We start from the raw sequence: 14,372 nt of genomic DNA, 5'->3' as shown, positions 1-14,372 counted from the left end.
AGTATCAATCTTTAACTCCTTATAATGTAGTACCCTTCATTTTTGTACTTTCCTTCATCAAAAGTAAATAAGGTTTTCGATAAAGGCTGATCTGTTTTAAAAGAATTAACAGTAATGGTCGTTTTAGTACCATTCTTGCCCGTTTCAATGAGTTTATAGATATGTTTGGTCTCTACATCGATCCCCAATAAGATGGACTTGATCTCGGAATCGGAATCTATGGGAATCAATTTTACGAACTGTATTTTACGTCCCTGTACATTTTGGAGCACATCCCACTCATAATTATGCCCTTGCTTATAGAAGGTCAGCATTTTAGAAGGAGTGATGGTATTTTCTTCGGTGGATTGTCCCTCTATGGTTACCTCCTCATTTTCGGGTACTATGGTATATATTTTTTTGCCATCGAATAATTGCTGGGATCCCAAATAGTTAAAAAGATACTTGTCTCCCTGCATGGTAACATCCCCACGTGTCTCTTGATTGATATTTGCTTCTGTGTTGTTCAAGGTATACTTAAAGTCCACATAAATATTGTCATAACTTTTAACCTTGCTGTACACTTGATCCAATAAGGTTTTGGCCTTTTGGGAATTTTGCGCAAAAGAAAAGCTGCTGATGAATAAAACGGTTAGTACTACTACTTTTTTCATTTTTTGATATTACTTTGTTTCGTTGTTCAATAATTGTTCCAAGGCATAGAGGTCTGTTACTAAGACCTGTCTTGCTTTACTTCCTTCAAATGGACCCACGATACCCGCAGCTTCCAATTGATCAATGATTCTTCCGGCTCGGTTGTACCCTAACTTCAATTTTCGCTGAATTAACGAAGCAGAACCTTGCTGCGCCGTTACAATGACTTCAGCGGCATCCCTGAACATGGCATCCCGATCCGAAATATTATAATCAATACTTGTGCCAGAATCTTCTCCAACATATTCCGGCAATAAATGTGCATCTGGATAAGCGCGCTGCGCCCCGATATATTCCGTGATTTTTTCTACTTCGGGCGTATCTACAAAAGCACATTGTATTCGTGTAACGTCGTTCCCCTGCGTATATAACATATCCCCGCGACCGATCAATTGATCGGCTCCTTGGGTATCCAGAATAGTTCTGGAATCGATCTTAGAGGTTACCCTAAAAGCAATTCTTGCCGGGAAGTTGGCTTTAATAATTCCCGTAATTACATTGACGGAAGGACGTTGGGTCGCAATGATCAAATGTATTCCAATGGCCCGTGCCAATTGCGCCAATCGGGCAATAGGGGTTTCAACCTCTTTTCCCGCGGTCATGATCAAATCAGCAAACTCATCAATGACCAAAACAATATAAGGTAAAAATTGGTGGCCGTCGTTTGGATTTAACTTCCGTGCTTTAAATTTCGCATTGTATTCTTTAAGGTTACGGACCATGGCCATTTTTAAGAGCTCATAACGATTGTCCATTTCAATACATAAGGAATTCAACGTACTGATCACTTTACTATTGTCTGTGATAATAGCTTCTTCAGAATCGGGAAGTTTTGCCAAAAAGTGTCGTTCAATCTTATTATATAGGGTCAATTCCACTTTTTTAGGATCTACCAATACAAATTTTACTTCCGCTGGATGTTTCTTGTACAATAAAGAGGTCAACACGGCATTTAATCCTACGGATTTTCCCTGACCCGTTGCACCAGCCATTAATAAATGCGGCATTTTGGCAAGATCAACCACAAAAGTTTCATTGCTTATGGTTTTTCCAAAAGCTATGGGCAATTGCATTTCCGCGTTTTGAAACTTATTGGAAGCAATAACCGAACGCATGGAAACAATGGTCGCATTTTTATTGGGCACCTCTATACCAATAGTACCCTTTCCAGGGATAGGGGCAATGATTCGTATTCCTAGCGCAGCCAGGGATAAGGCGATATCATCTTCTAGATTTTTGATCTTGGAAATACGCACTCCTGCTTCGGGCACAATTTCGTAAAGCGTTACGGTAGGGCCTATAGTTGCTTTGATCTGCGCAATACCAATTTTGTAATTACGCAGCGTTTCGACAATTTTATTTTTATTCTCCTCAAGTTCTTCCTGATTAATGGTAATCCCGCCACTGACCCCATGTTGATCTAAGAGTTCTATATTGGGGAATTTATAATTTCCAAGCTCCAAAGTAGGATCAAACTCCCCAAAGTCCTCCACCAATTTTTCCGCCAAGTTGGCTTTTACTTCTTTTTCCTCGGTCACTTGTTTTACTTCCATAGCCAATTCTTCCGTAGGCTCTGGATCTTCAACCACAATATCCATAGGTAAGGAATCGTCAACAGGTGTTTCTAAAGGAGGAATATCTTCTTTATGGGTATAAGTATTTAAAACTACGGGAGTTTCTTCCTCTTTTTCTTCAAGGGGTATTTCCGAAGATTCGTCCTGCACTGCAGCTTTTTCGGTTTTTGGCGCTTTAAATTCAGAGCCGATAGCGTTTTTCTTCTTTTTGAGATAGTCTGCAGCGCCGTCCGGAGTAAATTTAAAGAGGCGAACCAAAATAATGGTAAGGCCAAATAAGAGCAATAATGTCACCCCAATTTTCCCCGCAAAATCCTGCAGGAAATCGTTCATTTCATAGCCAATAGATCCTCCGAGGAGGGGTTTGCTTTGTGCCAAGAAGCCTAGGGCAATAGAAATCCAAATAATAAAGACCAATCCCCATATCCACTGCCGAATGAGATTCTTTCGTTGTCTGCTGAGAAACAAATTTAAACCGGTCACAAAAATTAAGAAGGTGAAAATTAGGGAAGCAATCCCGAATCCTTTATAGATAAAGAAATGGCTCACTGTAGCCCCAAATTTATTTAAAAGGTTTTTGGCATCTTCATTTCTGTTGGCAAATTCCCCTAAGGTACTTTGGTCGTCTTGCCAGGTAAAATAATAGGAAACAAAGGAAAAGAACAAAGCAATACTAAAGAGCATCAATAAGCTTCCCAGTATAATCTTATTTTGTTTGGATAGGGAAAATCCCTTTTTTTTAGTAGTTGTAGGTTTTGATTTGCGTGCCTTCTTTGCCATTAAATCATCGATTCTTCAAACAAAAGTACAAATTTACCAAAGAAGGAGAAGGGATTATAGCTTCAAAAAAGTTTTGGGATATAAATAATCAGCCCAATAATGGTTGCTCCTATAGATACCAGCATAACAGCTCCGGCAGAGATATCTTTGATAAAACCAATTTTTTGGTCAAATTCTGGCTGTACAAAATCTGCAATTTTTTCAATGGCCGTATTGACACCTTCAACACCCAATACCATGGATATTGCAAAAATTTGCAATATCCATTCAATATTGGAAATATCGAGGTAGAATCCTAAAGCGGTGACCAGCATGGCAATGACCACCTGTATCTTAATACTGGCTTCAGTGCGTACTAATAACCATGCCCCTTTTAAGGCATAGCCCACGCTTAAGATCCTATTTTTTATGAAAGATTCCTTAGGCATTCTTCAGTGCTTCAAGCGCTGCCTTATAATTGGGTTCGTCTACGATTTCCGGAACTTGTTCCGTGTAAAGGATATTCCCGGATTCATTAAGTACTACAACCGCTCTGGAGTGCAAACTTTGCAAGGGACCATCTGTAAATTCAAGTCCATAGGCTTTTCCAAAATTTCCATCTCTAAAATCGGATAACATCTCAACGTTTTCGATGCCTTCCGCTCCACAAAATCGGGCTTGGGCAAAGGGTAAATCTTTAGAAATACAAAGGACTACAGTATTGTCCAAGGCAGAGGCTTCACGGTTAAATTCACGTACAGAGGTGGCACAGGTGCCGGTATCTACACTGGGAAAAATATTCATGACCACTTTTTTGCCCTGATAATTGGATAAGGTAGTTAAAGAAAGATCTCCTTTGGTCAATGTAAAGTCAGGCGCACTACTATTTGCCGCAGGCAAATCTCCCAAGGAATTGATTGCATTTCCATGCAAAGTTAATTTAGCCATAGTTCTATTTTTTTATGATCCCGTAAAATTAGTCAATATATTAGGGATACCTAAGCATTTTTAAGCGGATTTATCAGTTTTTTTTCAAAACCTAAAATAAGAATAAAAGAGGTTTATTTTGTGGCGGTTGCCAATTGCTTGATCTTAATTCTAAAGGCCGCAAAGAGTAGTGTCATAAAAGGACTCAACCAATTAAATATGGCATATACAAAGTATTCCGCTACACTCACGCCCAATACGCCGCTGTGGTAGGCACCACAGGTATTCCAGGGGACCAATGCCGAAGTTACGGTTCCGGAGTCTTCTAAAGTTCTACTTAAATTTTCAGGGGCCAAACCTCTGTCTTTATAGGCTTTAGAAAACATTTTTCCAGGAACAACCAAGGCTAAATACTGATCTGATGCAGTGACATTCAAGGCAAGACAACTTGCTACGGTGCTGGCGAAAAGACCGAATGTTGTTGTGGCTAAATTTAACAATGCTTTGCTGATTTTTGACAATGCTCCGATACCATCCATGATGCCTCCGAAGACCATAGCACAGATAATTAACCAAATGGTTCCCAGCATGCCACTCATACCTCCAGCAGAAAATAAATCATTCAGGGCTTCATTTTCAGTGGCGATAGCCGTATCTACTGTTATTGCTTTTAAAACACCTTGATAGGCCGATTGAAAGCTTAGATGATCTGCACCCGTCAAACCAGCAACAATTTCAGGTTGGAAAATAATGGCAAAAATCCCACCCAATAAACTTCCAATCAACAAAGCCAGTAGAGGAGGGGCCTTTTTCAGAATCAATAGCACCACTACAATGGGAACAATGAATAACCATCCATTAATATTAAAAGTTTTGTCTATAGAACCAATAATAGCATCCGTATCCGCAGTTCCCGTAGTATCTATGGTAAATCCGATAATGATAAAAACAATAAGCGTGACCACAACAGTGGGTATGGTCGTCATGGCCATATATCTAATATGGCTAAATAATTCTCCTCCCGCCATGGCAGGAGCCAAATTGGTGGTATCACTTAAGGGAGACATCTTATCGCCGAAATAGGCTCCGGACAATACGGCTCCGGCGGTCATCCCCAAGGAAATTCCCAAGGCATCCCCAATACCGATCAAGGCAATACCCACGGTGGCCGAGGTAGTCCAACTACTTCCTGTGGCTATAGATATAATGGAGCATATAATAACACATGCCGCCAGAAATATCGTAGGATTTAAAATCTGCAGGCCGTAATAAATCATAGAGGGAATAATACCACTGATCAACCAAGTACCGGCTAAAGCTCCCACCATTAGAAGTATTAGTAAAGCACCTGTGGTGGATTTTACATTTTCGGCCACCTCAGACATCATTTGTTTGTAGCTCACCTTATTGAAAAAACCAACTATGGCCGCTACAGCTCCTCCCAGCAATAAAATAAATTGATTGCTTCCGCTTAATGCATCATCGCCAAATACGTAGACGTTGTATGCCAACATCCCGACCAGGGCAAACACAGGAATCAAGGCCTCCCAGATGTTCAATTCTTTGTTTTCTACAATAGGTTCATCTTGGGGTTCCGGAGGGGTAATATCTTGACTCTGCATAGGTATTTTTAATGTATTTGCTCGTAATATTACGATTTTGATATTTGCCTTGCAAGCCCCAAGTCGCTTAAAATATTAGCTCGTGGCCACTTCTTTTTGCAAGATTCCCAAGGCCTCCATACAATTCCGCATGCGTTCATAGGTTCTGTGTATGTCATTGTCCAAGCCAATGGAAAATCGGATTAGTCCATCGGATAGGCCCATTTCTTCTTGTTCTTCCAAAGGAATTTCAGAAGAGGTAGAGGTGCCCGGAGCACTAAAAAGAGTTTTGTAAAATCCTAAACTAACGGCCAAGTATCCCAAGTTTTCTTTTTGCATGAGTTCCATCAGCGCATTGGCCTTATCCAAAGACCCTACATCAAGCGTCATAATGCCCCCATATCCATAGCTTGCATTCATCTGTTTGCTCATAGCCTCATGACCTGGGTGGGAGGCAAGACCAGGATAAACCACTTTTAGGCCATCGCGCTCAAATTTCTCCGCTAAATACAGAGCATTGGTACTATGCTTTTGAATACGGATATGTAGCGTTCTCATGTTTTTGAGAATGGAAGCGGCTCTTAGGCTGTCCAAGGTACTGCCCAAAAGCATTCCTGCTCCAGAATTGACATCTTTTAGTTGCAAACAAAATTCGGTAGTACCACAAACTACACCCGCCACACAATCGCTGCTTCCATTGATAAATTTGGTGAGACTATGGATTACAATATCGGCTCCTAATTGAATGGGAGATATGGTCAAAGGAGAAAAAGTATTGTCCACGACCAAAGGAAGGTTGTGCTTCTTGGCCAATTGGGATAGCGCCCTTAAGTCCGCCACTTCCAGTAGCGGGTTACTCACGGCTTCACAATAGATCATTTTTGTGGTAGGCGTAATGGCTTGTTCAACCGCAGCAATATTTGTGATATCCACAAATGAGGTTCCAATAGCGAATTTCTTGATAAAGTTTTTAAGAAAGGCATAAGTGCCTCCATAGATGGTTCTACTGCTTACAATATGATCTCCACTATCACATAGTTGCAACAAAACAGAAGTAATCGCTCCCATACCACTCCCATATACGTTGGCCGTTTCCGTGCCTTCCAAAGCCGCTAAAGCCTCCCCTAGATACAGATTGGAAGGAGAAGAATGCCTGCTGTAGAGATAGCAACCTTCCGTATTGCCTTCAAAAGTATCAAACATTGTCTTCGCGGAAATAAAAGTATAGGTTGAAGAATCGGATATGGAAGGATTAATACCTCCAAACTCCCCGAAATACTGTAAATCTTGAATGTTATCTGATGCTTTGTAATCCATTTTGTTAGTTTTTTATACCATAAAAATATTTCTATTTAGTTTTAAAAACAATGTGATGTTTTCATTATAGAATTAAAATCTAGTATTTTTTATTTATTTTGATTTTAATTCTATATTTTGCGTTAAGTGTTCATTTTTAAAGAAAATATATCATGCCTGTATTGGACGAAACGGATAAGAAATTGCTTGAATTATTGCAAGACGACAGTAAAAAAACAAATAAGGCCTATGCGGATCAACTCAACTTATCTACAACCGCAGTCTATGAACGTATAAAACGTCTGGAACGCACTGGGGTAATTACCAAATATGTAGCGCTAGTAGATAAAAAAAAGGTAAACAAGTCCTATATGGTGTTCTGCCATGTACGCCTCATACAGCACACTAAAGAATTTATTGGGCAGTTTGAACGGGAAATAGGAAAGTTAAAAGAAGTTACGGAATGCTACCATGTAAGCGGTGATTATGATTATATCCTAAAAATACATGTAGATGATATGCAGACCTATCGCGATTTTATGATTACCAAGCTTACGGCAATACACCATATTGGAAGTACGCATAGTACGTTTATGATCGGGCAGGTAAAGCATACTACGGCCATAGCCATACGTTAAATCTTGGGAGACAAAGTTGAAATCAACACAAAAATGTCCGTTGTCATAGTTTTGAATTCGAGCTAGGGAACCCCTAGCATTTCTATGGATTTTCAGGTAAGTTTTACGTATTGTTCAACGACAAAACATTCAGTACTTTTGTACTGCTAAAAAATAGAACAACTCATCTAATAAAATATACTATGACGCAATACGATGTGGCCGTAATAGGTTCTGGCCCCGGTGGATATGTAGCAGCAATTCGCTGCGCCCAATTGGGAATGAAAACTGCAATAATTGAAAAATATGCCACTTTGGGAGGTACATGCCTTAATGTGGGCTGTATTCCTTCCAAGGCCTTGTTGGATTCGTCGCATCATTACGAAGACGCCGTAAAACACTTTGAGGAGCACGGTATTGAAATACCAGGAGAGATCAAGGTGAATCTGGAAAAAATGATTGCTAGAAAGCAAGGAGTTGTAGATATGACCACCAAGGGGATTCAGTTTTTGATGGACAAAAACAAAATTGATGTTTTTGAAGGTCTTGGAAGTTTTGAAGATGCTACCCACATAGCCATAGCAAAAAATGATGGTAGTAAAGAAACCATCGAGGCTAAAAATACGATTATTGCTACAGGCTCCAAACCCTCTACTTTGCCTTTTATCAATTTGGACAAAGAACGTATCATTACGTCTACCGAAGCCCTTAAGTTAAAGGAAATTCCGAAGCACCTCATCATTATAGGAGGTGGTGTAATTGGTTTGGAACTGGGGCAGGTATACAAACGCCTTGGGGCCGAAGTGACCGTTGTGGAATTTATGGATCGCATTATTGCGGGAATGGATGCTGGACTCTCCAAAGAGTTGATGAAAGCCATGAAAAAACAGAAGGTCAAATTTAGTTTGTCCCATAAAGTGAAATCTGTAGAACGAAAAGGAGATGAAGTTATCGTTACCGCAGACAATAAAAAAGGGGAGGAAGTTAGTTTTACAGGAGACTATTGTTTGGTTGCTGTAGGAAGGAGACCGTATACCGAAGGATTGAATGTGGAAGCCGCAGGAGTACAGTTGGATGATCGTGGTAGGATAGACGTCAACGAGCACTTGCAAACTAGTACCCCAAATATTTACGCCATAGGCGATGTTATTAAAGGGGCTATGTTGGCCCACAAGGCTGAGGAAGAGGGAACCTTGGTTGCGGAAACGCTAGCCGGGCAAAAGCCGCATATTGACTATAATTTAATTCCCGGTGTAGTCTATACCTGGCCTGAAGTAGCAGCAGTAGGTAAGACGGAGGAAGAGTTGAAAGAAGCTGGAATAGCGTATAAAGCGGGTCAGTTCCCGATGCGCGCCCTTGGACGATCAAGAGCCAGTATGGATATTGATGGTTTTGTAAAGATTTTGGCCGATGCCAATACCGATGAAGTATTGGGCGTACATATGGTAGGGGCACGTGTAGCCGATTTAATTGCGGAAGCGGTAACTGCTATGGAATTTAGGGCATCTGCAGAGGATATTGCCCGTATGAGCCATGCTCATCCTACCTATGCCGAGGCGGTCAAAGAGGCAGCGCTGGCGGCAACGGAAGATAGAGCATTACATATCTAAAATCGTATAATGATTATAAGACAAAAAGCTTTCCTATATTTTAGGAAAGCTTTTTCATTTCGGGTGGCCCGTTTCACACTATATTTTTTAATTTTAGCAGCTTAAAAAATTACAATATGCAAATAGGGGATAAAACAGGAACTACGGCCTATGCCGCAGATTCCACACGTTACGATAGCATGAAATATAACCGTTCTGGAAAGAGCGGGGTATTATTGCCAGCAATTTCTTTGGGCTTATGGCACAACTTTGGTTTTGTGGATAGTCTTCAGAATGGAAGGGACATTCTACGAACGGCCTTTGATATGGGCGTTACCCATTTTGATTTGGCAAACAATTATGGCCCACCTTATGGTAGCGCCGAAGAGAATTTTGGCATTTTATTGAAGAAGGACTTTTTGCCCTATCGCGATGAGCTTTTTATAGCATCTAAAGCAGGTTATGATATGTGGCCCGGGCCCTATGGAAATTTGGGGTCTAGAAAGTATTTAATGGCAAGCTTAGATCAAAGTTTGAAACGTATGGGCTTGGACTATGTGGACATTTTTTACCATCATCGTCCAGATCCTGATACTCCTTTGGAGGAAACCATGGTAGCCCTGGCCGATATGGTGCGTCAAGGAAAGGCGCTGTATGTGGGAATATCTAACTATGGACCTGAAGATACGCAAAAGGCAGCTGCACTTTTAAGGGAATTAAAGGCTCCTTTTATTCTAAATCAGTCCAAGTATTCCATTTTTGAGCGAAGTCCGGAAGCAGGATTGTTAGATACCTTGGAAGCCAATGGCGTGGGTTGTATTGCCTTTTCCCCTTTGGCCCAGGGAATGTTGACGAATAAATATATTGGGGGAATTCCCAAGGACTCTAGAGCGGCTAAGAATTTTACCTACCTCAATACGGAACAGGTAGAAGAAAATCTTGTAAAAATTCAGAATCTCGCTAAAATTGCGGAAGCCAGAGGGCAAAAACTCTCGCAAATGGCAATTGCGTGGTTGTTGAATCAAAAAAGCGTTGCCTCTGTGTTAATAGGTGCAAGTTCACCTGGGCAATTAAAAGAAAACATGGCCGCTTTGGAACAATTGCAATTTACAGAAGAGGAGATGCGACTGATTGATGAGAATTCATAAAATAAGGAAGCGCTCTAAGCTGTAACCATAAAAAAACCACATTTTATTTAAATGTGGTTTTTTTATGGATGTAAGTACCAGTTTAGTTTTGTACATTGGAACAGAGTGGATAGCTACCGTGCATTGGCCGGATGATATAATTAAATGGCATTGCAACAATGGCAATGATCGAAGTAAAACGAAGTGAAAAAAAGACATTTTCATGAAAACAAAAGTATACCCCTTCCTGTATCTTATATCTTGTTTTTTATTGGGCACCTTGCATGCACAGACTACGGTAGTTAAACAAGATAGTATTTGGACCTTATTGGTCAACGGAAAATCCTTTGATGTAAAAGGGGTGACTTTTGGGTATGATCGGGAAGTGGATCATTATGAAACCTATTTTAAAGATTTAAAATCCATTGGCGTAAATACCATTCGGATATGGGCCACCAATAAAAATACCGCAAAATTGCTCGATGCTGCCCATGCTTATGACATTAAAGTAATGGTGGGTATCTGGATGCGACACGGTCGCCCTGGGATGGAAGCGGACGACAGTTTCAATTATCTGGAAGACAAGGAAGGAATGGAAACCATGTATACCAATGCACTTACTATTGTGGAGCAGTACAAAAACCATCCGGCTTTGCTTAGTTGGGGTGTTGGAAACGAAGTGTATCTTAATATAGCCACGGATGCCGAAAAAGAGGCCTATTCCAAATTGTTGGAACGTATCTGTAGTAGTATTAAAGATGCAGATAAAAACCACCCCATAGTTTCCGTGGAAGCCTGGACTTTTGGATTGGATTGGTGGCAGAAGTTTGTGCCTTCCATTGATATCTACGGATTAAATAGTTACGGCCCGGGAGCCCAGTATTTAAATTCGGAACTAAAAAAAAGAGCCATTGATAAGCCCTATATCATTACGGAATTTGGGGTTACTGGGGAATGGGACATCAAGGAAAAACTAAATGACGTTGTTGTAGAACCAACAGATCAGGAAAAGTATGATGCCATTGTCCTTGGATATCAAAATTGGATCAAGAATAAACCCAATTGCTTGGGAGTGTACATATTTCACTATGCCAATGGTAAAGATTTTATCGCTCCGTGGTTGTTCACGCATCATAGGGATAAGATTCGTCCGCAATATTGGGCAATTAGAGAAGCATATACTGGGAAGAAACCTTTGAATAACACCCCTGAAATCATAAAATTTGAACTTCCGGATACTGCAGTGCAAAGTGGAACTTGGATTCCAATAACGCTTGAAGTATTTGATAATGAACAGGAAAACTTAGCGGTGAGCTTTTACTACAATCAAAGAAGTGGGAGTAGAAAACGAAGAGATCAAATCAATACACTCAATTTCAAAGGAAGTTTAGAGGATGGTTTTAAGCTGCTTTTACCCAAGGAAAATGGTCCCATAAAAATATATGCCCATGTCAGTGATACCGCTGGAAATTTGGGCATTGCAACATCCTCCATTATTGTTTTGGATGAAGAAGTGAAGGATAAAAAGTTTGTTGCGGCAAAAGTAGAGCTTCCCTTTTATGTGTATAAAGATGGGGGAGACCTTCCGTTTAGTCCCTCGGCCCATATGGGAAATTATAAAGCCTTAAAAGTAGATTTGGAACATGAAAATGAGGTATACGCTGGAAAATCTGCCCTTAAAATTGCGTATACGGCAAATTATGATTGGTATGGAGTGGGCCTTGTGGATCCTCCCAATGATTGGGGAGAAAAATTAGGGGGATATGACCTTAGCGGAGCGAAAAAATTTAGTTTTTGGGCAAAAGCAAGTAAAAAAAAGGTAGTAGCTACGGTTGGTTTTGGATTAATCGATACGGATAAGCCATTTCCGGATTCTGCCAAGAAATCAAAAGAAATTACCTTAAATACAAAATGGAAAAAATATACAATCAAGCTCAATCAGCTAGATTTAAGCTGTATTCGTTCTGGCTTGGTGGTATTCTCAAGAAGTTATGGCCTACCACAAGATATTTATATTGATGAGGTAGTTTTTGAATAGTACAGTACTTCCGTTACTATAAAACCCCGCTACCGTTTTCATAGGACTTTTCCATGCATGCACATAACATTCTTTTCTAACAGGCAACGATTTCCAACAACAACTCGTCTATAGGTATAGGGAACAAGATTTGGAACCTTGGAATAGCATTAAAAAGGCGTTTATGATTGGAATTTCACAGCAATTGACCTTAATTTTATTTTTTTTCTGTACCTCAGTGTATGCGGACAAGCCCCTTGATTATAATGTCTATCATAAAGCGGTTATTGAAGCCGAAGAACTCATAGCATCTGAAAATTATAAAGATGCACTTCGCATCTATGATCGTTTGTTGGGAGAATATGATTTTGTATTCTTAAGAGAATATCAAGTGGCAACACAACTGGCATTTTACTTAGGGGATAAAGAAAAAGCAATAACATATCTACAGGAAGGAATTCGTTCTGGTTGGACAATGAAATCTATAAAGAACAACAACTTCCTAAAACCACTAAGAAAAGAAGAAGATTGGAAGCTTGTCAGAAAGAAATATAGGAATCTTAGAAAACAGCACACGTTTACATGGAACAGTGAAATCCGAAAACAAGTAAAGAAAATGTATTCCAAAGACCAAAGGAAGGCGCTTAAGGCATTGTTCAAATTTGGTTCAAAGGCCAAGGAGCGATATGCAGAACGTAGATTTGCCCCCCATAGTGAAAAACAAATTCAAGAATTTTCCAATATTCTGGATGCCTACGGATTTCCAAGTGAAAGATTAATTGGGAACCGGTATTGGATGTCTACCATATTGAGTCATCACAATTCCATTTCTACGCCCTACACTAAAAAAGATAGTAGCTATCCTAAATTGAAACCAAAATTGATGGTATGCCTACAGAATGGGCAGATTTCACCCTATGAATTTGCGGTGATAGACGATTGGTATCTTTCCGTGAAATACAATAGAAAGGAACCTACTTATGGTATTCTTGATCGGCCTACACCCGCTAAGCTTTCAAAAACAAATGCATTACGGGAAAAAATAAATATGCGCCCCTATGAATTACGGGATGCACTAATTTTGATAGAGAAAAAGATAGGAGTGGATCTCTACCTATCGGATAGATGGTATTGAGAACTATCAGGACAGAAAATGAATTGTTTTCAAAAAAGAACGGCAGAAGAGGACAAAACCAATTTGTGTTTATTAATTTTAAGTCTAGGATGTATCAGCATGGTAAGATTGCTCGTCCCTATGTCACGAATGCTTTAACACAAATTAAATTGTTTTGATACAAAAGGAGTTTGCCCGCAATGCGGCCCGGATTTTGGAAAAAGAGGAAGCGGTTATTGGATTGGCCGTTGGCGGTTCCTGGTTGACCAATGACATGGATGAATTTTCGGATATTGATTTGATTTTGATCACTGAAGAGAAGGTATCTGGAGATAAAGATAAAATGTTGGAATATGCAGGCAAACTGGGAAACTTTTTGTCTGGCTTTACTGGTGAACATGTAGGAGAACCTAGAGTATTGATTTGTCTTTATGATGCCCCTTTACTTCATGTGGATATTAAATTTCTGACATTATCGGAGCTTGATCAACGTGTGGAAACACCATACCTTCTATTGGATCGGGAAGGGCAGGTTCAAAAGGTGCTGGATCAATCGAAAGCCAAATTTCCTATGCCCGATTACCAGTGGGTCGAAGATCGTTTTTGGACATGGATACACTATGCTTTACTTAAGATTGGTCGAGGAGAATACTTGGAAGCCTTTGATTTTTTTGGCTTTTTGAGAATGGTGGTGTTGGGACCCTTACTTCATATAAAAAACGGGAATCTTCCGAGGGCCGTACGAAAAGTAGAAACAGAGCTCAATACTCTGGATTTTATGGATTTAAAAGGCACTATTCCAACCTATGATCGGACTTCCTTATTGAAAAGCCTACGAGAGACGGTGACATTGTACCGAAGTTTAAGAGCCACACTTTTTGATGATACTATTCACTTGCAAGTACAAAGTGAGGAAAAAGTGATGGCATATTTTCAGGACATTGAAAATAGGGGAACCTAAGTGAATATGGCTGTACTTCGTTAACAATGGAAGAAAGCGTAGGTTTAATTTTTAAAGGAAATCCTTAGGACCATTCCTTTTCTTTTTTATTTGTTAT

At 40.0% G+C, this 14,372-nt stretch carries 12 protein-coding genes; 6 read left to right on the top strand and 6 right to left on the bottom strand.

Going from position 1 to position 14,372, the window contains the following annotated elements; all coding sequences use genetic code 11:
• Positions 1-11: 11 nt before the first annotated feature.
• The 6 genes from ACEXOE_RS12885 to ACEXOE_RS12860 form a co-directional block, all read right to left on the bottom strand.
• A complete protein-coding gene (locus ACEXOE_RS12885) occupies positions 12-653 on the bottom strand; it encodes a LolA family protein (protein ID WP_394749219.1) in 642 nt (213 codons plus the stop codon).
• Positions 654-662: 9 nt separating this feature from the next.
• Positions 663-3,047: a DNA translocase FtsK gene (locus ACEXOE_RS12880; protein ID WP_394749218.1), complete on the bottom strand. Its 2,385-nt coding sequence runs from the start codon at positions 3,045-3,047 to the stop codon at positions 663-665.
• A 62-nt stretch (positions 3,048-3,109) separates the two neighbouring features.
• Positions 3,110-3,475: a diacylglycerol kinase gene (locus tag ACEXOE_RS12875; protein ID WP_394749217.1), complete on the bottom strand. Its 366-nt coding sequence runs from the start codon at positions 3,473-3,475 to the stop codon at positions 3,110-3,112.
• Positions 3,468-3,974, bottom strand: a complete 507-nt coding sequence (gene tpx / locus ACEXOE_RS12870) for a thiol peroxidase (protein ID WP_394749216.1) — start codon at positions 3,972-3,974, stop codon at positions 3,468-3,470. The genes ACEXOE_RS12875 and tpx overlap by 8 nt, the downstream gene beginning before the upstream one ends.
• 113 nt (positions 3,975-4,087) lie before the next feature.
• Complete coding sequence (gene nhaC / locus ACEXOE_RS12865; protein WP_394749215.1) at positions 4,088-5,575, bottom strand: Na+/H+ antiporter NhaC; 1,488 nt, start codon at positions 5,573-5,575, stop codon at positions 4,088-4,090.
• Between the two features lie 75 nt (positions 5,576-5,650).
• Positions 5,651-6,871 (bottom strand): aminotransferase class I/II-fold pyridoxal phosphate-dependent enzyme, encoded by a 1,221-nt coding sequence (locus ACEXOE_RS12860; protein ID WP_394749214.1) that lies wholly within the window; start codon positions 6,869-6,871, stop codon positions 5,651-5,653.
• Between the two features lie 152 nt (positions 6,872-7,023).
• On the opposite strand from ACEXOE_RS12860, the gene ACEXOE_RS12855 reads away from it, so the two are divergent.
• The 6 genes from ACEXOE_RS12855 to ACEXOE_RS12830 all read left to right on the top strand — a co-directional run bounded on the left by ACEXOE_RS12855 (position 7,024) and on the right by ACEXOE_RS12830 (position 14,275).
• A complete protein-coding gene (locus tag ACEXOE_RS12855; RefSeq protein WP_394749213.1) occupies positions 7,024-7,488 on the top strand; it encodes an Lrp/AsnC family transcriptional regulator in 465 nt (154 codons plus the stop codon).
• Between the two features lie 182 nt (positions 7,489-7,670).
• Complete coding sequence (gene lpdA / locus ACEXOE_RS12850) at positions 7,671-9,077, top strand: dihydrolipoyl dehydrogenase (protein WP_394749212.1); 1,407 nt, start codon at positions 7,671-7,673, stop codon at positions 9,075-9,077.
• Positions 9,078-9,193: 116 nt separating this feature from the next.
• Positions 9,194-10,204 (top strand): L-glyceraldehyde 3-phosphate reductase, encoded by a 1,011-nt coding sequence (gene mgrA / locus ACEXOE_RS12845; RefSeq protein WP_394749211.1) that lies wholly within the window; start codon positions 9,194-9,196, stop codon positions 10,202-10,204.
• Between the two features lie 202 nt (positions 10,205-10,406).
• Positions 10,407-12,221, top strand: coding sequence for a glycoside hydrolase family 2 TIM barrel-domain containing protein (locus ACEXOE_RS12840; RefSeq protein WP_394749210.1), 1,815 nt, complete (start codon positions 10,407-10,409; stop codon positions 12,219-12,221).
• Positions 12,222-12,384: 163 nt separating this feature from the next.
• A complete protein-coding gene (locus ACEXOE_RS12835; protein ID WP_394749209.1) occupies positions 12,385-13,335 on the top strand; it encodes a hypothetical protein in 951 nt (316 codons plus the stop codon).
• 154 nt (positions 13,336-13,489) lie between these two features.
• On the top strand, positions 13,490-14,275 hold the full coding sequence (locus ACEXOE_RS12830; protein WP_394749208.1) for a nucleotidyltransferase domain-containing protein: 786 nt from the start codon (positions 13,490-13,492) through the stop codon (positions 14,273-14,275).
• Positions 14,276-14,372 lie beyond the last annotated feature (97 nt).

Source organism: Spongiimicrobium salis, from assembly GCF_043678055.1.
Taxonomy (GTDB): domain Bacteria; phylum Bacteroidota; class Bacteroidia; order Flavobacteriales; family Flavobacteriaceae; genus Spongiimicrobium; species Spongiimicrobium salis.
The sequence above is the reverse complement of the archived record's forward strand: the minus strand, read 5'-3'. Positions and strand labels throughout refer to the sequence as shown.